The organism is Erysipelatoclostridium sp. An173, assembly GCF_963931465.1.
Classification (GTDB): domain Bacteria; phylum Bacillota_I; class Bacilli_A; order Erysipelotrichales; family Coprobacillaceae; genus Thomasclavelia; species Thomasclavelia merdavium.
On sequence record NZ_OZ007017.1, the window covers coordinates 295516 to 315257 of the forward strand.

Genomic DNA, 19742 nt, shown 5'->3' on the forward strand with positions numbered 1-19742 from the left:
TAATTTGACAAATATTCTATCTATAAACTATAATTATTTCGTCAACAAGTAAGCAAAAAGTTTCTTTAGGTAATAAATATAAAATTATAAATTAATATCATACCTCAATTTCTACAATTCTTAAATTTTATCAATCAATTAAAATTATTATCTTAATATTTATCGTACTTATTGATATTTATAAATAAATGTCATTAAGGTTTTTTGTTGTAGAAAGATTTACCTAAAGCTGTAACTTACTTATAAAAGTATGAATAATGAAAGGAATATTTTAATGAAAACAAGTGACAGTATTTTTTTAGATGAAAGAACACCTAAAGAAAAACGTGAAGAAATTGAAAGTTCAGTTAGTAAAGGGGAAATTGTAACTGGGATTCTTGAAACACTACCTGATGGCTATGGTTTTATTAGAAACTCTAATTATTTAGCGAGTCGTGATGATGTATATGTTTCTCAAACTCAAATTCATCGTTTTAATTTAAAGACAGGGGATTTTATTACAGGTTATATTAGACAACCAAAAGCAACTGAAAAATATAAAGCTTTAATGTATACTACTTTAATAAATGGAGAAGATCCTAGCGCAGCTAGAAGTAGACAAAATTTTGAAAAACTGACACCTATTTTCCCTGATAAACGATTAAAATTGGATCAAGCAAATAATAGTATATCAATGCGAATTATTGATTTATTATCTCCAATAGGTAAAGGGCAAAGAGGAATTATTGTTTCACCACCAAAAGCTGGTAAAACTACGTTGTTAAAAAATATTGCTTTATCAATTCATGAAAGCTATCCTGATATGCATTTATTGATTTTATTGATTGATGAACGACCAGAAGAAGTAACAGATATAAAAGAAGCAATTCAAGGTGAAAATGTTGAAGTCATCTATTCAACTTTTGATGAAATGTCTGAACGTCATAAAAAAGTGTCTGAAATGACAATTGAACGCGCTAAACGTTTAGTAGAACATGGTAAAGATGTAATGATTCTTTTAGATAGTATTACTCGTTTGGTTCGGGCTTATAATTTAACATGTACTCCATCAGGCCGTACTTTATCGGGTGGTCTAGATCCAGCTTCATTATATATGCCAAAACGCTTTTTTGGGGCTGCTAGAAATACTCGAGAAAGTGGTAGTTTAACAATCTTAGCAACAGCATTAGTAGATACGGGAAGTAAAATGGATGATGTTGTTTACGAAGAGTTCAAGGGTACTGGAAATATGGAAGTTGTTTTAAGTCGTCAATTGCAAGAAAGACGAATTTTCCCAGCTATTGATATTTTAAAATCGGGAACAAGACGAGATGATTTATTGTTAAGTTCTAAAGAACAAGAGGCAATGACAATAATTCGAAGAGGATTTAATGATTTAAGGGCCGAACAGGCTGCAGATTCTTTATTATATATGTTTGAAAAAACTAAGAATAATGATGAATTAGTTGAAATGATAATAAAGAAAAAGAAATTTTAAAATAAAGACAAGCACGTGATGTGCTTGTCTAATTATTATTGGTGTTGCTTAAAATCTGTTTCTAAATAAACTGATGATTCTTGAAAAATGTTCACAATTGAAATAACCTTCGCTTTTTACCCATGCAGGATAAGAATTATAATTTTTTGTTGCAGCATAATATTCATAATATAAGTTCATAAAATGGTCCCTCCTAGAAATGATAACAATGATTAAATGTTTTATTTTTAATACAATATTATTATATATCAATGTTTGTAGATTAGTAGGGACAAATCTAATGAAAATAAGAAGCAAAATTGTGCAATATGCACAAAGAGAAATAAAGGGGTGATACTATGGGATTTACAATTGAAGATGCACTGGTACAAACACAAGATATATATCATTTAGAGTTATTAGCTGGTAAAAATGGTTGCAGTAATGCAATTAGCTGGGTCCACATGATTGAAGATACTACAATTATTAAACAATTATGGGGAAAAGAATTAGCAGTTACTACTGGTATGGGATTTCAAACTCATGATACTTTATTTGATTTTGTTAAATCATTAGTTAAATATCACATTGTTGGTTTGATTATTAATACTGGTAAATATATTTTTGAAGTTCCTCAAGATATAATCGATTATTGTAATGAACAGGATTTCCCTTTATTAGTAATGCCTTGGGAAGTGTCGATGGCTGATTTGATTAAAGATTTAAGTATGCGCTGTTTACATTCAGAACGTGAAGATCAGCAGATTTCTATTATGTTTCAAAAACTATTTGTCGAACCTCATTTAGTTGAAGAGATTAGACAGTCATTAATGGGATCTTTTGATGTAGATGGACTATTCCAGGTTGTATTAATTGCAATTGAAAATTCAGATCAGTTTGATGCCATTGAACGAAGAAGAATTAGTTTTCAATTACAACTGTGTTTAGAAAAAATCGATAGTCCCTATACTTTTTTCTGGTTTGATAGTCATTTTGTATTGATTGTTAATAACTTAGAAGAAACTATATTAGAAAAGGTAATTGATAAAATGTATAAACGTTCTAAAAAAAGAATGTTAACTAACTCTTTATATGTAGGAATTGGTAGTCAGATGAGTGATTTGAGCCAGCTTATTTTAAGTTATAAAAGAGCATTGGCAGCAGTTAATATGGCTATGAAATTTGATTATCCAATTATTAATTTTGAAGAAATGGGTGTTTATCAGATTTTATTTTCAATCGAAGATAAACAAATTTTGATTAGTATGTATTATCGTTTATTACAGCCATTGATCAATTATGATCAAAAGCATCATAGCGAGTTAGAAAAAACACTGTATTATTATCTGGTTTATGATGGTTCAATGCAGGCAATGGCTAAAAACCTATACATGCATCGTAATACAATCAATTATCGTATGAATAAAATTAAGGAATTGCTTAATTGTGAATTTGAAAGTATTGATGAAAAAATGGAATATTTATTGGCGTTTTATATTAAAAAAATAATGAATGCTAAAAAAAATAGATCATCATAATTTTGATGGTCTATTTCATTAATAAATTAATCGCTTCATTAAGGCTATCAACTAAATAATCAGCGTGATCTTTAACTTGTTGATTAGAAGAATTAAATGTAAAAGCTTTATCAACATATTTTAACATTGGTAAATCATTAAAAGAATCACCAATACCACAAATTTCATTAAGATTCATTTTTTCTTTTATGATCTTTAAACCAGATCCTTTTGAACAACCTTTTTTAGCGATATCAACACAATCAATATTTTGATATGCATCAACATAGTTACCAAATTGTTCATTTATTTCATCAGTAATTTCTTTAGCTCGTTTTTCATCTAAAGCATCAATAGATAAACCATAAAGATGATGTCCCTTTAACTGTTCAACAGCATCAATACGAGTCGTATTCAAATTAAAACGACCATCTTTAGTATTATATAATTTTCCATCACCATGAACACAAACATAAACTTGATCAATATATTTGTTGTAGATTGCAAAAACAATATCTTCATCAATTAGTTCTTCGCTAATTACCTGGCGGTTTTTATCTAAAACTACAGCTCCACTACTAACAACATAAAAATCAATATCAATTGCATCAATTTTTACATCTCCAATTGGTCGACCAGTACAGACACCAAATAGATTACCATTATTTTGAAACTTTTTAATTGCCTCAATATCTTCCTTTTTTACTTGTCCTGGTACATCATTAAATAACAAAGTACCATCTAAATCACTAGCTAATATAATCATAAGTCACCTCTATAAAATATTCATCAAGATTATAACATATTTTATTTTAAAATAATTAAAAATAATTAAGAAGATATTTATGATAAAGAAATGTAAAGATTTGGTTAATCAATTAGTTTCTAAAAATGAAAAATCATTTTAATGTCCTTGACTAAGCGTATAATATTTATTCAAAGGGGGTTATAAAGATGATGTTTTCAAATCAGGCATTAAAAAAGCTGATCATACCACTAGTGATTGAACAATTATTAGTAATTCTAGTTGGCTTTTGTGATACGATCATGGTCTCTAGTGTTGGGGAAGCAGCTGTTTCGGCAGTTTCACTAGTTGATTCAATCAATGTTTTATTAATTAATGTCTTTGCCGCTTTAGGTACTGGGGGTGCTGTAGTTGCGGCACAGTTTATTGGGCAAGGTTCACTTGAAAAAGCGCGTTTTTCAGCTAAACAGTTATTATTAATAACAGCAATTCTATCCTTAATCATTATGGGGGTAATATTGTTGTTTAATACTTCAATATTACATTTGGCTTTTGGTAATGTAGATAGTGGCGTTATGAATAATGCCGAAACTTTCTTTCTAGTTTCAGCACTATCATATCCATTTATTGCTTTATATAATTCTGGGGCCGCTTTATTTAGAGCAATTGGTAATTCTAAGATTTCAATGATTACTAGTGCAATCATGAATGTTATCAATATTATCTTTAATACAATTTTCATCTTTGGCTTAAAATTAGGAGTTTTAGGTTCTGGGTTAGCGACATTGATCGCTAGAATGGTCTGTTGTATTGTAATTTTGAAATGTCTTACAAATAAAGATAATAATCTTTATGTCGATGATTATCGTCATTGGAAGTTCGATTTAGTTTATATCAAGAAAATCTTAACTATTGGGATTCCATCTGGTTTAGAAAACGGGATGTTCCAATTTGGTAAAATATTAGTTCAAAGTTTAGTAGCAACATTTGGAACTTATGCAATTGCTGCTAATGCCGTTTCTAATAATTTAGCACAAATGCAAATTATTCCTGGAATGGCTATGTCATTAGCGATGGTTACTGTAGTAGGACAGTGTGTCGGTGCTAATGATTATAAACAGGCTAAGTATTATATCAAAAAATTATTAAAAATCACTTATTTAGCGACTATTTCTGCTGTAATTTTAGTATTATTAGCGACACCGACAATTTTAAAATTATATTCTTTGTCTGAACAAACGATCGATCTTGCTTATCAATGTATTTTTTTACATGGTTTCTTTGCTGCAACGATCTGGCCAGCTTCATTTACTTTCCCTAATGCTTTACGGGCTAGTAATGATGCTAAGTTTACAATGATTGTTTCAGCATCTTCAATGTGGATTTTTAGATTTTGTTTAAGCTATGTTTTAGGACAACATTTAGGATTAGGTTTAATTGGGGTCTGGTTAGCGATGTTTGTTGACTGGATAGTTCGCTGCATCTTCTTTATCTGGCGTTATTTTAGTGGTAAATGGATGAATAGGCAGTTAGTTTAATCATGAATCGAATAGTATTTTTAGATATTGATGGTGTATTACAGCCTTTTACTAATTTAAAAAGATTTGATTGTAATTTACAAGCAGTAAAAAAAGAGGTTGCTAAAAAGCTAAATGATAACAGTTATCTAGATGATGATGGCTATAATATTGCAGCGGTTTATTTAGATTGGTATCAAGAAGCAATTAGTAATTTAAAAAAGTTACTAGATGAAAGTAAAGCGAAGATTGTTATAACTTCAAATTGGCGTTATTTAGGTTTTGATTATTTGAAAAGATTATTTAAGATTCATGGATTAGATAAATATTTATTAGAAATGACAATGGATTATCAGCAGTTTGATGAAAAAATTGTTGCTAAATATAAAGAGATTGAAAAATATGGCATTTTTATTAGAAATAGAGTGCTGGAGATTAATGAGTATTTAAATAGTCATGAAGTGAGTCAATTTGTAATAATAGATGATATTGATCTTTCAAACTTTTTTCCTGATCATTTTGTTAGGACATTTGTTGATCAAAAAGATGATTTCTATTTTAGCCAAAGTAATTATTTTGAGGCTTTAAAAATTTTAAAAATAATTTCTTGACTTAAAGTTTACTTTAAGTTATATAGTATGGCTGTGTAGTAAAACAGCTAAAATGTAGCGCTTTTCCTTTCTTATAAAAATATCAATCTGTCATTTTGGTGCTTTACTATTAGATATAGATTTTCAAGGAAGTAATACTTCCTTCTTTTTTATATTAAAATGGGTAATTTTGTAAAATATTAAAATTTCTTGCTCTAAACTATGGTTTAACCAATATAGTAAAAATAGGAGGAAGAAAAATGAAAAAGCTAATAGGAATTCTTATTTTACTATTATTAGTAGGAGTAATTATAAATATTAATAATGATAATCAAGATAATCAAAAAGAAGTCGTAGAAAAAACCGAAAATGAAGATTTTGCTTTTGATCGTCAGATATTAATTTTACAAGAAGATAATAATGATACAGCCAAGTTACTAGCAACAACTATTAATGAAAAAATGCTTAGTGATCATCATTTGATAAGTGAAATTAATAATCTTGATATAAATGATTATGATTTAATAATTATTACAATAGTAGTTTTAAATAATAATATTGACAATACAATCCAAGAGACTTTAAAATCATTTGATTTTAAAAATAAAGATGTATCATTGTTGTTTGTCGGAAGTGATGAAATTAGTTTATTAGAAAGTCAGGCTAGTACGTATATTAATAATGCAAATATCTTACCAGGACTAGGGTTAACTAGTGAAGATGTTAATAATTTAGAAACAATGAATCAGTTTATTGATGGCTGGTTGACTTCGATATATTAAAAAAGTTCTTGCCTTAAAGGTAACTTCAACTTGTATAATCATTTTGTAGCCAGATAATGATACCAATTATTATACCCAATCAGCCCAAAATAGTTATTTGGCTACATCAAGGTAGGTAACACTACCTTTTTTATTTAATAATGATAAAGATTATAGTAAAATAAATGTGGTGATTATATGAAGAAAAAAGTAATTATAATAATTTTATTAGTTTTATTAATATTTACCCCAGTACCAGTTTTAGCACGAGCTGGAGGTGGCTCAAGTGGTGGCTCTGGAGGTAGTTCTGGCGGTGGAACAGGTAGATCATCCCATACAACAAGAGGTCGAAGTACCTATAACCAAAGTCCGATTGAACGATTAGCTAGTATGGCTGGTTTTAGTTTAGTAATGGTCTCAATAGCTGGGTTTACAGTTTACAAAAGAAGACAAAGAGCTATAATAATGCATCGTGAAGTTAGTGAGACTTTAGATATATTAGATGATCAAGATATTTTTTGGAATGAAAAGAGAATAAAACAACAGGTTGAAAAATGCTATTATGCAATTCAGGAAGCATGGTCAAATCAAAATCTAGAAGTTTTAAAGCAATATTTAAGTCCATCCTTATATGAAAGCTGGCAAATTAAACTTAATTGGCAACAATTTCAAGGTCAGAGAAATGTATTAAGCAATATTAAGTTATTAAAACATGATGTGGTCAATCTTTATGATAGTACTGATAATAATGAGGATTACTTTTGGGTTTATATAGAAGGTAAAATGAATGATAAGATGCTTGATCAGGAAAATCAGATTATTGAAAGTAATAATGATGTTTTTGTTGAGTATTGGAAATTTATTAGAAATGAGAATAATATTTATTTAGATCAGATTTTACAACAAGATGAATTTGAAAAATAGAAATGAATTAATAGCTTTTAAATATTAATGGTAAAAATCAAATTAAAATGGTAAAATTATTAAACTAAGAATCAAATATTTTGTTTAATAAAGGAGAAAAACATGCTAGTAACCGATAAAGAGTTAAAATCCATTGTTAGTGATACTCGTAATTTAAATATTGGCCGTAATTACTGGCAGAGTGGATATGTAAAAAAAATCAAAATAACTGCCGATCGAAACAATCATTATTTAATTAAAGGCGTTGTTGATAATGATAGTTATCAAAATGATTGTCAAATAACAGTTGATGAAAATAATAAAATTATTGATTATCAATGTGATTGTTTCTGGTGTGATGATATATCAGCTTGCGGTCATATTGCAGCGGTGCTATTTAAAGTTCAAGAATTGTCACCCGATTATTTTCCGTTTATTTTTGAAGAAAAGACCAATGATGAAAATGCATTTTTACAACAATTGATGTTATTTCAGGAAAAACAAAAACAAGCTAGAATCAACAGTGAGTTATCATTAACTAGAAATTTGATTAATAATTATAAAGAAGATAAAATTAATCAATTTAGTTTAATTAGTCAATCCAAAAAAGACATCGAAGTTCAAATTATTACTTCTGATTATTATGCTTTAAAATTTAGAGTTGGCAATGAAAAGAAATATGCAATCAAAAATATCACTAAGTTTATTGAGGCAATAGAAGATAATAAACTAGTCAAATATGGAAAACAATTAGAATTTGTTCATACCCTAAATGCATTTAGTGAAGATGCTTTAAAAATTATAGAGTTAATGAAATATTGTTTAAATAACCAAAAATATTATGAATTTTATCCCTACTTTGGTGGTTTTAAAAATGAAATAGAAATAGATTCTACTAATATTGATTATATTTACGAAACATTAAGCCAGCTTGAAAATACTAATTTTCATTTAAACTTTTATGAAATTGATCGGTTAATTGCACTTAATATAATAGAACAAGATGATTATTATCAAATAGAGTTAGAAGATTTTAATGGTATTTGTGGTAAAAAAGATATTTATTTGATCGAAGATAATACTATTGAATTAATAAAGTTAGATAATGATGGTAAAGCTTTACAGTTTATAAAAAACTGTTTAAATAAAGATGAATTGTTACTTTCTAAAAAAGATGTAAATGATTTTAATAAATATCTTTTTAATGATATTAAAAAATATTTTGATATAAATGGTGTGAACTTTAGTGATTCGAAAACTGAAGCTGAAGCTGAAGTATTAACACTATATGGTGATATTGATGAGTATGAACAAGTCAAATTTTATTTAGAGTGTAAACAAAATAATCAGATTTTTTATAGCTTTGACCATGATGGTTTTAATACATCAATGGACTTTGATTTGATTGAAAATTATTTAAAAGAAATAAGTGATGTTATTGATTATAATGAACATTGTGTTTATCTAAATTTAGATAATGAAAAAACTTATCAATTTTTAAACCAGGGATTATCTTTTTTAGCTAACTATTGTGAAATTATGGTTAGTGATGCTTTAAGAAAGATTGGTCAAAAATCACAGTTTTCAATTACTGTTGGGGTAAGTATTGAAAATGATTTACTTGCAATTGATATTGATAGTATCGATATTCCAAGTCAGGAACTAACTGATGTTTTAAATGCTTATCGGCGCAAGAAGAAATTTCATCGTTTAAAAAGTGGGAAATTGTTATATTTAGAATCAGATGAATTAGAAGAATTAGATAATTTAATGAATGACTATCATTTAAGTGCTAATATGATAGAAGATGGCCATTTAGATATGAATGTTTATCGTGCTTTTAGCATTGATAATAAAGCTGATAATAGTAATCATTTAGTTTTTAATCGTAGTGATGTTTTTAAAAATGTAATTGATAATTTTAAAAGTACCAAAAAACAAACCTTTGCTTTATCTAATCATTATCAAAAAATCTTGCGTGATTACCAGAAATTTGGTTACCAGTGGTTAAGGTTGATTACAAGTTACGGTTTTGGGGGAGTTTTAGCTGATGATATGGGACTTGGTAAAACTTTACAGATTATCGCTTTATTAGATGAATGTCGTGATGTTAATAAAACAAGTTTAGTAGTTTGTCCTTCATCGTTATTGTTGAACTGGCATGATGAAATCTGTCGCTTTTCGCCTAACTTAAAGTGCAAGTGTGTTCATGGCAATTTAACGAAACGAAAGAAGGCAATTAGTGCTTTTGATGAAGCTGATGTTTTAATTACTACTTATGATTATATGCGCCGTGATTATAAATTATATGAAGATTATGAATTTGAATTTGTTATTTTAGATGAAGCCCAGTATATTAAAAATCCTAAAACTAAAAATGCTAGTGCAGTTAAATCGTTAAATTCTAAACATCGTTTCGCTTTAACCGGAACACCAATAGAAAATTCATTGGCAGAATTATGGTCGATTTTTGACTTTTTGATGCCAGACTACTTATTTAACTATCATTATTTTCAAGGTACTTATGAAACACCGATTGTAAAAAATCAAGATGAAGATAAACAGTTAGAATTAAAAAAATTAATTAGTCCATTTATTTTAAGAAGAAATAAACGGGATGTCTTAAAAGAATTACCAGATAAAATTGAAAAAACAATGTTACTGGAATTTAGTGAAGAAGAAAGTAAATTATATTTAGCTAATTTAATGCAGGTAAATAAAGAATTACAAGAAAAAATGCATTATGAAAAGGTTGACCGAATAGTCGTTCTAGCGATGTTGACCCGTTTGCGTCAAATATGCTGTGAACCACGGTTGTTGTACGATAATATTTTACATATTTCTTCTAAATTAGAGGGATGTCTAGAATTAATAAGAAATTTCCAGGGAAATAATCAAAAAGTGCTATTATTTTCATCTTTTACATCGATGCTGGATTTAATTAGTGACGAATTAGAAAAACAGCAGATTAGCTATTATAAATTAACAGGGGCAACATCTAAAGAAAAACGCCATCAGTTAGTTGAGCAATTTCAAAATGACGATACTACAGTCTTTTTAATATCATTAAAAGCAGGTGGTACCGGCTTAAATTTAACCGCAGCCGAAGCAGTTATTCACTTTGATCCATGGTGGAATATGTCAGCACAAAATCAGGCTACTGACCGGGCTTATCGTATTGGTCAAAAAAATGTTGTGACTGTTTATAAACTGGTCATGAAAAATAGTGTAGAAGAAAAGATTTTGGAATTACAAAACAAAAAGAAAAATTTAGCCGATACTTTTGTAGAAAATAATGAAGGTAATATCACAAGTATGTCGACTGAAGAAATAATTGATTTATTTTCAATTTAATTAGGACTGAAGGGAAAGAATATGAACAAAGTATTTAGTAGTATACTATTACTAACATTATTAATAAATACAGGTTGTAGTAGTGAAAATAAAATAAACAATAATTTTGATTATTACTGTTATCTAATAGAAAACCAGGATTTGCGTCTTGAAGATAATACTAAACAGGCAATTAGTGATGATGAAAAAGAAGAAGATCAGACTGATGTAGAAAATGATGATACTATTTGTCACAGTTACAATATTTATGATGATGATAAATTAGTAGGGACATTAAAAGATGTCGAGATGTATTGGGAAGGCGATGAAAATTATGTTATTGTTTTAAATTTTCAATATGATTATACATCTATTACATTAGGGTATAATGAATATCCTGATTCAAATGTGATTGAACGTGATTTTGAGTTTTATCGATATGATATCACTACTAATGAATTATCAGAAAAAGACATTAGTGATGCTGTTGAAAAAATCAGTCCTAAAGTTCATGATTTATTATTGGAATTTGATCAAGATGTTTATGAAAATTTAGCGAAAGTTTATACATTTCCATCTAATTATGAGTATTCACATTATGGCAATGTTGATAATGAGTATATTTGGTTTTTAAGAGATGATGAAGATGGTCAGTATCTTTATTATGGCTATGACTTTGAAAATAAATTTGATAATTATTATAACCAGGAATCATAATGAAACCTGGTTTTTTATTGGTTGATTTTAGTATTTGATGAATAACGTTTCAATTCAATTGTTTTGTTCATAGTAATTGTTTTTTGATAATTATTTTGGTAATTAAATGCAAAATAACAGCTAAATAAAATATCTAATATAGTATGAATGCTTTGGCGACTTGAAAATGAACTGATTTTACTATGAACATTTTCTCTAGTACATAAATATAAACTAACATCACTATATTTATTGATCATATTATCGCCGATACTGGTTATTGTAATCGTTGCAATTTTACGTTTTTGCAGAATCTGACAAGCATTAACTATTGGAGCAGTTTCGCCAGTATAGGAAATAATGATTGCTAAAGCATCGCTAGGTAAAGTATGGGTTTGAAAAACTTGTTCAATTGGATCAAGACAAAATTCAACTGGCATGCCTAAACGTTTCATAGCATATGAAAACTCTTGAGCGGCAATATAAGACATACTAGTACCAAAAAGATAAATAGCAGAACAGTTTTTTATTAATGTCAGCGCTTGTTGTAAACTGTCATGGTCTAATAAAGTAAGGGTATCGTCGATTGTTTCTTTTTGTAAAGTACCAATTTTATTAGCAATTTTCATGATATTATCCTGGCTATTAAAAGGAATATTAGCATCGATTTGTTGAAAATGGCTATTTAAATATTGTAATTCTAAAATAAAATTTTTGATTATTTCTTCATTAGAACTAAGCTTTATTACTTCCATTTTTTGAATAATTAACATGTTTATCACATGATTTAATTATATCTTATGAACAATGTTTAATAAATAAGAAATATTTTTGGATTATTTTTTAAATCTTGTTTAAATTTGTTGTTATCAAATAGAATGATATCTTGATTCTTTATATAATACCAATTGATATGGAGATGAGAAAATGATTAAGCGATTTATTGTTTTTGTTGTAGGAATGAATGTCTTAGCAATCGGTATTATTTTAAATACTAAATCTTTACTTGGTGTAGGATCGATTAATACGTTGCCTTATGCTTTAGCTAATATTTTATCAGTAAGTTTAGGAACAATGACAACAATGGTTTATCTTGTTTTTATTATAATTCAATTAATATTGCTAAAAAGATTTGATTTACAAGTAATTATCCAATTACCATTTTCTTTTATTTTTGGTTATTTAATAGATTTTTATGATCTTTTTTTTAGTTATGAACCAACTGCTTTTTATATGCAAATTGTTATTTTAATAATTGCGATAGTGTTAACAGCATTAGGCGCTTTTTTAATGGTACTTGGTGATATTGTGTTAAATCCGGCTGATGGTTTAGTACATACAATTGGCAAAGTGACAAATAAAGATTTTGGTTTTGTTAAAAATATCGCTGATTTAGTTTTTATTGCGTTAACAGTAGTTATTTGTTTGGTTACTAAAGGATATATTTTAGGAATTGGAATTGGAACCGTTGCTTCAGCGATTTTTATTGGTCGTTTTGTAGCACTTTATCAAAATATCTATAATCATTTGCAAGAAAGTAAGATATAATAAAATTATAATAAGGAGGCAGTTATTTATGAAAACTGGATTATATTATTTTTCGGCAACTGGTAATTGTCTTACAACAGCGAAAATATTAGCAGAAGAATTACCAAATGATTGTGATATTATATCTTTTGGTTCATTAAAAAATAAAGATCAAATTAATGTTGATCATCAACAGATTGGTTTTATTTTCCCAATTTATTATGGAGATATGCCATACTTAGTTCGCCAAGTGATTGAAAAAATGAATTTTAATAATAATCCATATGTATTTTTGGTGGCGACATATCGAGGTCATCCTGGCGATATTGGCAAACGCTTAGATGATTTATTAAAAACAAGAAAGGCGGCTTTATCATTAAATGTTGGTATTTCAATGCCTGGTAATAGTTATTTAAGTACTAAAGAAGAAATGGATGAAGCATTACATAATCAAAGAAAGAATATTCAAGGATTGATTAGTAAAATTGTTAATCAAGAAAAAGAAGATTTTTCAAAATTAGCTAGCGTTGAACCATCAGTAGTTGGTTTAAAAGCATATAATATGCGTGGTATAAAAGCTGATGATAAATGTATAGGTTGTGGTATTTGTACGCGTGTTTGTCCAATGGATAATATTAAAGTAGAAAACAACCATGCAATAATTGGTGATAATTGTATTACTTGTTTAGCTTGTTTTCACTGGTGTCCTAAAGAAGCAATTTATATGAGTAAAGAAAAAGATATTGAAAGGCGCTTTAAGTATCATCATCCTGATGTTACTTTGCAAGATATTATTGTCCAAAAGAAAACTGATTAATTCAGTCATCTCATTTTAATTAATTTAAAAATGAGATTTTTTATAAAAGTAAGTATATTTAAATTATAGTTATTTTATCTTGAATCATTTAATGGTATCATAATCTTGTAATAAAATGTAAAAATAACTGATAGATTCAACGAAGTTTTATTATAAAAACAGTTATTGAAGGGAGATAATAATGAAACTTATACCATTATTTAAAAAGATAAAGTTAAATAAAGCTCAAGAAGATGAGTATAAGCTAACTATTGAAAATGAAATTAAGCAGAATTTATGGATTATAGTTGTTTTGATTTTACTTTTTCAAATATATAATATGTTTTATGTAGGCATTTATACTGATTTTACTTTTGCTTCAGTGGCTAGTAAAGTTTATATGACAATGTATGCTGTAATGATGGCTGTTTGTATTTTGACTTTACTTATCATAGCTTTTAAAAAAAGAAAAGGTGGCAAGATAACTGGCCTTCAATATTTCTTTGTATTATTTTTAATACTATGGTCATTGATAATTACTGTTTATGATAACCGGGTTTCTAATAATATTAATGTTTATATTATTAGTTTATTAGGAATTGCTATTTTAACATACATTCCACCTAAGTTTTTTGTACCGTTGTATGTAATTGCTAATATTGCTTTGATTTATTCGATTTCATATTTTTATCCTGGTGATTATACGATTCATTATAGTTTATATCTTAATAGTGTATCATTAACGCTTATGGCACTATTTATTAGTTATTATCGTTATCAATCAACACGCCAGGCATTTTTAAATAATTATATTATTAGAGCTAAAAATAAAACTATTGTTGAAAATAGTGCTCGGTTAGATTTTGTTGCTCATCATGATTCTCTTACAAAATTATTAAATCGTCGTTATCTAACTAAATATTTAGAAACTATTTATCAAAAAAATAGTAATCAACCTCAAAAAACGGGAGTTTTGATAATTGATATTGATGATTTTAAAAAATATAATGATTACTTTGGTCATGTAAAGGGAGATCGTTGTTTAGAAAGAGTAGCGAATGCCTTAACACTTTGTTTAAGCGAAGGGGTATTGATTAGATATGGCGGTGAAGAGTTTGTCTATATTAATGAAAATATTACGCTAGAAAGATTGCAAGTAATTGGTGATGAATTATGTCAAGCAATCGAACAGCTAGATTTAACCGTACCACCAAATGTAGCTAGAAAATGTGTGACAGTAAGTGTTGGGGGAACAACTGGTATTATTAAAGATGAAGAGTCATGGTTAGAAGTATTAAATACTGCTGATGAAGCTTTATATATGGCTAAGAAAAAAGGAAAAAGTAAATGTATTTGTAAGTAAGCAGCATGTAAAGACATGCTGTTTTCTAATGAGGTAATTAATCCTAATTTATTTAATAAGTTAATATAAAAGATATATTAATGTTTTAAGATGATTAAAAAACTGGAATTAAATATAGTATCGTATTATTTTTATAGTCAAAGAATGGAGGAATTTGATGAAAAGGACAAAATTAGATGATCGAATATTACCAGAATATACCCGCGGTGAAGAAATCTTTAATATGGTTACTCATATAGTCGGTGGTGCTTTTGGAATAGCGGTATTAGTTCTTTGTATCGTTTTTGCTGCTATTCATCATAATGGTTATGGAATTGCCTCAGGGATAATATATGGTGTTTCAATGATTTTATTATATACTATGAGCAGTATTTATCATGGCTTGCCAGCTAATCGAAAAAGTAAAAAAGTATTCCAGATTATGGATCACTGTACTATTTTTGTTTTGATTGCTGGAACATATACACCAGTATTACTATGTTCAATCAGACCAATCGATCCTTTTTGGGCTTGGGTCATTTTAGCAATAGAATGGGGCTGTACAATTATAGGTATTATTTTAAATGCGATAGATATAAAAAAATATTCAACTTTATCGATGGTTTTATATTTAGCGATGGGCTGGGGAATAGTTTTTAGATTTAATCTATTACCAGAAGCAGTTGGGATGAGTGGTATTTATTTATTAGTAGCCGGTGGTTTAGCGTATACAATTGGAACGATATTCTATGGTTTACAAAATAAACATCGTTATATGCATAGTATCTGGCATTTATGGATACTGCTTGGAAGTGCTTTACATTTTTTATGTATAATTTTATATGTTATTTAATTGAATATAAATTGAAACCGTCATCTTATTTATAGAGAATGACGGTTTTTCTTTTCTTTATGAGCTGTAATAATTGTATAACTATTTGCATTTATCGTTATAATACAATTATCGATACTTACATACCAGTTTTTCCCTTTTTGGATAATGATTGCGTTTGGCAATTTAATTTTAGATTTACACCATTCAACAACATCATCGCTGTCTAAAGATAGATTTCTTTTTATTCTAATTACACCTAAATCAGTTGTGTGTAATTTAGCTAAATTTGTTAATAGTTCATTAGTTACATTCATTTTTATTTATCCTTTTATAAAAATATTATTTTTTAATGATTATACCATGTCAAATTAATATTATCATTTCTTTTTTGTTATTAGCCTTGTAAATATTAATCATTGTCGTTAAGATTATATTTAGTGAGGTAGTTATGAAACGGGAAATTATTTCTTTACATATTGCGGTAATGTTATTTGGGTTAGCGGGGGTCATTGGTAAGTTTGTTAGTGTACCAGCTATTTTAGTCACCTTTGGAAGAGTGTTTTTTTCATCAATATTTTTATTAATTATTATATTAATAAAAAAGGACAATTGGAAATTAAAGAAACGTGATTATAGTTATGTTATTGTAGCAGGGATAATACTTGCAATTCATTGGTTTACTTTTTTGCAGACAATCCAAATAGCAACGGTTGCGATTGGAACCATTACATTTGCAACTTTTCCAATATTTGTAACATTTTTAGAACCATTAATATATCATGAAAAATTAGAAATAAAAAATGTGACAATGGCAATTATTATGTTTGCAGGAGTATTAATTACTGTTCCAGAATTTTCATTGGCTAATCAAATGACGCTTGGAATCGTTGTAGGGATGATCAGTGCCTTTAGTTATGCTATTTTATGTTTATTTAATCGCTATTTATCACTAAATTATTCAGGAACAATAATATGTCTTTATGAACAAGGTGTAGCAACAATTATTTTATTTCCGACAATATTTTTTGTTACAACGACAATTAATTCATTAGACTTAGGAGCAATAATATTTTTAGGAATTGTTTGTACAGCAATAGCTCATAGTATCTATGTAAATAGTTTGAAAAAGATAAAAGTCCAAACAGCTAGTATTATTTCTAGTATGGAAAGTGTATATAGTATTATATTTGCGTTTTTATTATTAAATGAAATGATGGCTTTTAAAGAATTATTAGGTGGTTTGATTATTATTGGTGTAGCTATTTACTTGTCTTTTAATAATTAATAGGATGATTTGTTCATAAATGTTTAAATCAACAGGACTATAATATAAATGAGAAGGTGATATTATGTTTAGATTTAATTATGAATTTGAAAATCAGATTATTGATAAATGGAATAAAAAAGTACGTTTATTAAGGATCGTTGGTGGAATTATTGGTGTTTTGATGATTATTCTTGCTATCTTAGCAATTATTTTTCCGATTGAATCATTAAGTTTAGTAGGTAAGTTTATCGGGTTAGTTTTTTTAATACTAGCTATATATCGTTTTATAGACTATTTAGCAACACCATCTTTTGTAAGATATACCGGTAATTTAGTTATAGTTGTTTGTAATCTATTAATTGGATTATTGTTTTTAAGTTCACCGTTAGAACTGACAGTTAGTACTATTACATGTGTTTTAGCAATTGTGTTACTTATCTATGGTATTAATAAGTTGACTTTTTCGTATCGTTTAAGTTTATTTGGAATTGTTGATGTTAGTTGGGTAAGGGCTATTGGTATTATTAGTATTATTATGGCAGTAATTTTATTAATAGCGCCAATGGTTATGACGGTTATCATAAATTATATTCTTGCAGGTTTTTTATTAGCTGGTGGAGTTGGATTATTGATAGAAGTATTAGAAATGAATGATTTAAGATTATAGTAATATGATTTGTATAGAGATGAAAAGGGGTTCTTGTTTAAAGTAAGAACCCCAAGTTTTTATAAATACTATTTTGAAATTACTGGCTATAAGTTCCGCCAGGTCCAGCGTTGATAACTGCTTCTGGGAAATTAGAATATTGCTTAAAGTTGTTTTGGAACATTTTTACTAATTTTTGAGCAGTCTGGTCATAAGCATCTTTATCGATCCAAGTAGATTTTGGATTCAATAATTCCTGAGGAACACCAGGACAGAATTTAGGAATATTTAAATTGAAGTAAGGATCTCTTTCATAGCTGACAAAATCTAGTTCGCCATCAATTGCGGCATTGATCATAGCACGAGTAAATTTAATCGGGATACGTTTACCGGTTCCATAAGATCCGCCAACCCATCCAGTATTAATCAAAAAGACATTGGCACCAGCTTTTTTAACTCGACGCTGGAATTGTTGTGCATAAAGCAAAGGGTCTAATGGTAAAAATGGTTCTCCAAAACAGGTAGAAAAAGTTGCTTCGGGTTCGGTAACCCCATCTTCAGTACCAGCTAGTTTGCTTGTATAGCCAGATACGAAATGATATGCTGCTGAGTTTTTATCTAATTTAGAAATCGGTGGTAAAACCCCGAAAGCATCAGCGGCCAAAAAGAAAATTGTTTTTGGAATTGGAGCTACCCCTTCAGGTGCAATATTAGCGATAAAATTTAGCGGATAACCAACACGGGTATTTTCAGTAATTGAATTATCATTAAAATCAATTATTCTAGTATCTTCAAATAAGCAGACATTTTCAGCAACAGCACCAAATCTTACCGCATCCCAGATTTCAGGTTCGTTTTCTTTAGATAAATTAATACATTTTGCATAGCAGCCGCCCTCAAAATTAAATACTGAAGTATGTGACCAGCCATGTTCATCATCACCAATTAATTTACGTTTAGGATCAGCGGATAAAGTTGTCTTTCCAGTTCCTGAAAGTCCGAAGAATAACGCAGTATCGCCTTCATCACCAATATTTGCAGAACAGTGCATAGTAAAGACATTTCGTTGCGGTAAAACATAATTCATGACACAAAAAATACTTTTTTTGATTTCACCGGAATAACCAGTTCCAGCGATTAAAACTATTTGTCTAGCGTAGTCAATCATTACAGCAACATCGCTATTTAAACCAACGCTTTTATCAATTTTGCAATCAGGTGCTGCTAAAATTAAATAATCTTCTTGAAAATGCTGTAATTCACGTGGAGTAGGTTTAATTAAAAGATTAGAAATAAAAAGATTTTGACTAGCTTTTTCATTAATGATTCTAAAAGCATATGAATATTTTGGATTAGCACCAGCGTAACCATCAAAAATGTATAAGTCTTTATCTGATAAGTGATCGATAATTTGTTGATAAACTAAATCAAATTTTTCTGGTGAAACCGGACGGTTAACTTTACCCCAAGCAATTTTATCATGGATTGAAGGGTGGTCGACAATATATTTATCGTTTGGTGAACGACCCGTTCTTTCACCAGTTTCAATACATAAACAGCCAGCTCTACTAAGGCGTCCTTCTTTTTTTAATAGGGCTTTTTCGACTAAAGATCCAGCGGGAATGTTTCGATAAATTGTTCCAGTAGTTGAAAGCCCATATTTTTCAATTCCATATGTTTCCATAAATTTTTTTATGAAGTGACTTTTATTAAATTGTTTATTACCTAATTTTTATATTTAAAAGTCCTTCACATCTCCTTTCTTAATATTTTTTATATGTTAGTGTATGATTTTCATACAAAACAAACGA

At 28.3% G+C, this 19742-nt stretch carries 19 protein-coding genes; 14 read left to right on the plus strand and 5 right to left on the minus strand.

Annotated elements, in window-relative coordinates:
• Positions 1 to 274 precede the first annotated feature (274 nt).
• The gene (gene rho / locus ABGT36_RS01440; protein WP_343215439.1) at positions 275 to 1477 is read left to right on the plus strand and encodes a transcription termination factor Rho; all 1203 of its coding nucleotides are present in this window, start codon (positions 275 to 277) and stop codon (positions 1475 to 1477) included.
• Positions 1478 to 1525: 48 nt separating this feature from the next.
• On the opposite strand, the gene ABGT36_RS01445 is transcribed toward rho, so the two are convergent.
• Complete coding sequence (locus ABGT36_RS01445; protein ID WP_255376183.1) at positions 1526 to 1657, minus strand: hypothetical protein; 132 nt, start codon at positions 1655 to 1657, stop codon at positions 1526 to 1528.
• Between the two features lie 158 nt (positions 1658 to 1815).
• Between ABGT36_RS01445 and ABGT36_RS01450 the strand changes: the two genes are divergently transcribed.
• Complete coding sequence (locus tag ABGT36_RS01450) at positions 1816 to 2994, plus strand: PucR family transcriptional regulator (RefSeq protein ID WP_087298868.1); 1179 nt, start codon at positions 1816 to 1818, stop codon at positions 2992 to 2994.
• Positions 2995 to 3004: 10 nt separating this feature from the next.
• Here ABGT36_RS01450 and ABGT36_RS01455 read toward each other — a convergent pair whose 3' ends face one another.
• Positions 3005 to 3739 carry an HAD-IIB family hydrolase gene (locus ABGT36_RS01455; RefSeq protein ID WP_087298870.1) on the minus strand — a complete coding sequence of 245 codons (735 nt, stop codon included), beginning with the start codon at positions 3737 to 3739 and terminating at the stop codon, positions 3005 to 3007.
• Positions 3740 to 3927: 188 nt separating this feature from the next.
• On the opposite strand from ABGT36_RS01455, the gene ABGT36_RS01460 reads away from it, so the two are divergent.
• The 6 genes from ABGT36_RS01460 to ABGT36_RS01485 all read left to right on the plus strand — a co-directional run bounded on the left by ABGT36_RS01460 (position 3928) and on the right by ABGT36_RS01485 (position 11539).
• Positions 3928 to 5256 carry an MATE family efflux transporter gene (locus tag ABGT36_RS01460; protein WP_300081380.1) on the plus strand — a complete coding sequence of 443 codons (1329 nt, stop codon included), beginning with the start codon at positions 3928 to 3930 and terminating at the stop codon, positions 5254 to 5256.
• A gap of 2 nt (positions 5257 to 5258) precedes the next feature.
• A complete protein-coding gene (locus tag ABGT36_RS01465) occupies positions 5259 to 5846 on the plus strand; it encodes an HAD domain-containing protein (RefSeq protein WP_346676445.1) in 588 nt (195 codons plus the stop codon).
• A 239-nt stretch (positions 5847 to 6085) separates the two neighbouring features.
• Positions 6086 to 6607, plus strand: coding sequence for a hypothetical protein (locus tag ABGT36_RS01470; protein WP_346676446.1), 522 nt, complete (start codon positions 6086 to 6088; stop codon positions 6605 to 6607).
• A 177-nt stretch (positions 6608 to 6784) separates the two neighbouring features.
• The gene (locus ABGT36_RS01475; RefSeq protein ID WP_087298878.1) at positions 6785 to 7510 is read left to right on the plus strand and encodes a Tim44-like domain-containing protein; all 726 of its coding nucleotides are present in this window, start codon (positions 6785 to 6787) and stop codon (positions 7508 to 7510) included.
• A gap of 102 nt (positions 7511 to 7612) precedes the next feature.
• Complete coding sequence (locus ABGT36_RS01480) at positions 7613 to 10843, plus strand: DEAD/DEAH box helicase (RefSeq protein ID WP_346676448.1); 3231 nt, start codon at positions 7613 to 7615, stop codon at positions 10841 to 10843.
• A 21-nt stretch (positions 10844 to 10864) separates the two neighbouring features.
• Positions 10865 to 11539 (plus strand): hypothetical protein, encoded by a 675-nt coding sequence (locus ABGT36_RS01485; RefSeq protein WP_346676450.1) that lies wholly within the window; start codon positions 10865 to 10867, stop codon positions 11537 to 11539.
• 14 nt (positions 11540 to 11553) lie between these two features.
• Here the strand turns inward: ABGT36_RS01485 and ABGT36_RS01490 are convergent, their stop codons facing one another.
• Positions 11554 to 12291: an SIS domain-containing protein gene (locus tag ABGT36_RS01490; RefSeq protein WP_346676451.1), complete on the minus strand. Its 738-nt coding sequence runs from the start codon at positions 12289 to 12291 to the stop codon at positions 11554 to 11556.
• A 154-nt stretch (positions 12292 to 12445) separates the two neighbouring features.
• On the opposite strand from ABGT36_RS01490, the gene ABGT36_RS01495 reads away from it, so the two are divergent.
• The 4 genes from ABGT36_RS01495 (at position 12446) to ABGT36_RS01510 (ending at position 16036) form a co-directional block, all read left to right on the plus strand.
• Positions 12446 to 13066, plus strand: a complete 621-nt coding sequence (locus ABGT36_RS01495; RefSeq protein ID WP_346676453.1) for a DUF6198 family protein — start codon at positions 12446 to 12448, stop codon at positions 13064 to 13066.
• Between the two features lie 28 nt (positions 13067 to 13094).
• A complete protein-coding gene (locus ABGT36_RS01500; protein ID WP_346676455.1) occupies positions 13095 to 13862 on the plus strand; it encodes an EFR1 family ferrodoxin in 768 nt (255 codons plus the stop codon).
• A 181-nt stretch (positions 13863 to 14043) separates the two neighbouring features.
• Positions 14044 to 15204, plus strand: coding sequence for a GGDEF domain-containing protein (locus ABGT36_RS01505; RefSeq protein ID WP_346676456.1), 1161 nt, complete (start codon positions 14044 to 14046; stop codon positions 15202 to 15204).
• 157 nt (positions 15205 to 15361) lie between these two features.
• Positions 15362 to 16036, plus strand: coding sequence for a hemolysin III family protein (locus ABGT36_RS01510; RefSeq protein WP_087300776.1), 675 nt, complete (start codon positions 15362 to 15364; stop codon positions 16034 to 16036).
• A gap of 29 nt (positions 16037 to 16065) precedes the next feature.
• On the opposite strand, the gene ABGT36_RS01515 is transcribed toward ABGT36_RS01510, so the two are convergent.
• Complete coding sequence (locus ABGT36_RS01515) at positions 16066 to 16332, minus strand: DUF3781 domain-containing protein (protein WP_346676459.1); 267 nt, start codon at positions 16330 to 16332, stop codon at positions 16066 to 16068.
• Positions 16333 to 16466: 134 nt separating this feature from the next.
• Here ABGT36_RS01515 and ABGT36_RS01520 point away from each other — a divergent pair, with 134 nt between their 5' ends.
• Together ABGT36_RS01520 and ABGT36_RS01525 are read left to right on the plus strand one after the other, a co-directional pair.
• Complete coding sequence (locus tag ABGT36_RS01520; RefSeq protein ID WP_346676461.1) at positions 16467 to 17303, plus strand: DMT family transporter; 837 nt, start codon at positions 16467 to 16469, stop codon at positions 17301 to 17303.
• Positions 17304 to 17367: 64 nt separating this feature from the next.
• A complete protein-coding gene (locus ABGT36_RS01525) occupies positions 17368 to 17952 on the plus strand; it encodes a DUF308 domain-containing protein (protein ID WP_087300770.1) in 585 nt (194 codons plus the stop codon).
• Positions 17953 to 18031: 79 nt separating this feature from the next.
• On the opposite strand, the gene pckA is transcribed toward ABGT36_RS01525, so the two are convergent.
• Positions 18032 to 19615, minus strand: coding sequence for a phosphoenolpyruvate carboxykinase (ATP) (gene pckA / locus ABGT36_RS01530; RefSeq protein ID WP_296883462.1), 1584 nt, complete (start codon positions 19613 to 19615; stop codon positions 18032 to 18034).
• Between the last annotated feature and the right edge of the window lie 127 nt (positions 19616 to 19742).

Coding starts and splice junctions, on each gene's coding strand:
- rho (WP_343215439.1), top strand. CDS start 275: ATGAAAACAAGTGACAGTATTTTTTTAGATGAAAGAACACCTAAAGAA.
- ABGT36_RS01445 (WP_255376183.1), bottom strand. CDS start 1,657: ATGAACTTATATTATGAATATTATGCTGCAACAAAAAATTATAATTCT.
- ABGT36_RS01450 (WP_087298868.1), top strand. CDS start 1,816: ATGGGATTTACAATTGAAGATGCACTGGTACAAACACAAGATATATAT.
- ABGT36_RS01455 (WP_087298870.1), bottom strand. CDS start 3,739: ATGATTATATTAGCTAGTGATTTAGATGGTACTTTGTTATTTAATGAT.
- ABGT36_RS01460 (WP_300081380.1), top strand. CDS start 3,928: ATGATGTTTTCAAATCAGGCATTAAAAAAGCTGATCATACCACTAGTG.
- ABGT36_RS01465 (WP_346676445.1), top strand. CDS start 5,259: ATGAATCGAATAGTATTTTTAGATATTGATGGTGTATTACAGCCTTTT.
- ABGT36_RS01470 (WP_346676446.1), top strand. CDS start 6,086: ATGAAAAAGCTAATAGGAATTCTTATTTTACTATTATTAGTAGGAGTA.
- ABGT36_RS01475 (WP_087298878.1), top strand. CDS start 6,785: ATGAAGAAAAAAGTAATTATAATAATTTTATTAGTTTTATTAATATTT.
- ABGT36_RS01480 (WP_346676448.1), top strand. CDS start 7,613: ATGCTAGTAACCGATAAAGAGTTAAAATCCATTGTTAGTGATACTCGT.
- ABGT36_RS01485 (WP_346676450.1), top strand. CDS start 10,865: ATGAACAAAGTATTTAGTAGTATACTATTACTAACATTATTAATAAAT.
- ABGT36_RS01490 (WP_346676451.1), bottom strand. CDS start 12,291: ATGTTAATTATTCAAAAAATGGAAGTAATAAAGCTTAGTTCTAATGAA.
- ABGT36_RS01495 (WP_346676453.1), top strand. CDS start 12,446: ATGATTAAGCGATTTATTGTTTTTGTTGTAGGAATGAATGTCTTAGCA.
- ABGT36_RS01500 (WP_346676455.1), top strand. CDS start 13,095: ATGAAAACTGGATTATATTATTTTTCGGCAACTGGTAATTGTCTTACA.
- ABGT36_RS01505 (WP_346676456.1), top strand. CDS start 14,044: ATGAAACTTATACCATTATTTAAAAAGATAAAGTTAAATAAAGCTCAA.
- ABGT36_RS01510 (WP_087300776.1), top strand. CDS start 15,362: ATGAAAAGGACAAAATTAGATGATCGAATATTACCAGAATATACCCGC.
- ABGT36_RS01515 (WP_346676459.1), bottom strand. CDS start 16,332: ATGAATGTAACTAATGAACTATTAACAAATTTAGCTAAATTACACACA.
- ABGT36_RS01520 (WP_346676461.1), top strand. CDS start 16,467: ATGAAACGGGAAATTATTTCTTTACATATTGCGGTAATGTTATTTGGG.
- ABGT36_RS01525 (WP_087300770.1), top strand. CDS start 17,368: ATGTTTAGATTTAATTATGAATTTGAAAATCAGATTATTGATAAATGG.
- pckA (WP_296883462.1), bottom strand. CDS start 19,615: ATGGAAACATATGGAATTGAAAAATATGGGCTTTCAACTACTGGAACA.